This window comes from Blastococcus sp. SYSU DS0533, from assembly GCF_054050775.1.
In genome coordinates, this window is sequence record NZ_JBJGZZ010000032.1 from 1 (window position 1) to 1,105 (window position 1,105).

The window sequence follows — 1,105 nt, forward strand, 5'->3', positions numbered from 1 at the left end:
CCTAGGTGTACCCGGCCAGGACGTTGGTGACGGCGGCCGGACTTGAACGCAGGAGAACCTCCGAGTGGGGTGTGGCTTGTCTAAGGCCCACATCCGCCCGGAGGTTCTCGTGTCCCACGGTAATGCCCGCACCACGTTCCACGGCCGGAAGCTGATCGTCGCGCGGTGGCAGCAGGGCTGGAAGCAGGCACACATCGCCGCAGCGATGGGGCTCTCGCGCAAGTGCGTGCGGACCTGGATCACCCGCTTCGAGGAAGAGGGTGAGGCCGGGCTGGTCGACCGGTCCTCCCGCCCGCACACCAGCCCACGGCGAACGACAGCCGAGGTGGAACAGCGCATCGTCGACCTGCGCAATGCCGAGCGTCGAGGTCCGGCCTGGATCGGGGCGGAGCTGGGCGTGCCGGCCCGCACGGTCTCCCGTGTCCTGCGCCGCCACGGGCAACCCCGGCTGGCCGCCCTGGACCCGATGACCGGTGAGGTCATCCGGGCCTCGAAGCACACGGCGGTGCGCTACGAGCGGTCCCGGCCCGGCGAGCTGGTGCACATGGACGTCAAGAAGCTGGCCCGCATCCCCGACGGCGGGGGCTGGCGGGCTCAGGGCCGCCTCGCGGTCACCGCCGATCGAACCCGCGCGCAGCGCTCGGGGCGGCGCCTGGGCTACGACTACGTCCACTCCCTGGTCGATGACCACTCCCGGCTGGCCTACTCCGAGATCCTGCCCGACGAGAAGGGCACCACCTGCGCGGCGTTCCTGACCCGCGCCGCGGCCTACTTCGCCGCCCACGGCATCGACCGGATCGAGCGGGTGATGACCGACAACGCCTGGGCCTATCGCTACTCGTTGAGAGGCGTCTGCGCCGAGATCGGGGCCCGGCAGAAGTTCATCCGACCGCACTGCCCGTGGCAGAACGGCAAGGTCGAGCGCCTCAACCGCACCCTGGTCACCGAGTGGGCCTATCGACAGCCTTTCACCAGCAACGACCAGCGCTCAGCCGCGCTTGCTCCCTGGCTGGAGCACTACAACACTCAACGCCGCCACAGCGCCCTCGGCGGGGAGCCCCCGATCAGCCGACTGGCACCAACGTGATGGCTCGGTACACCTAGG

At 70.0% G+C, this 1,105-nt stretch carries 1 protein-coding gene; it reads left to right on the forward strand.

From position 1 onward, the window contains the following. Nucleotides 1–109: 109 nt before the first annotated feature. Complete coding sequence (locus ACI79W_RS20015) at nucleotides 110–1,087, forward strand: IS481 family transposase (protein ID WP_456563831.1); 978 nt, start codon at nucleotides 110–112, stop codon at nucleotides 1,085–1,087. Nucleotides 1,088–1,105 lie beyond the last annotated feature (18 nt).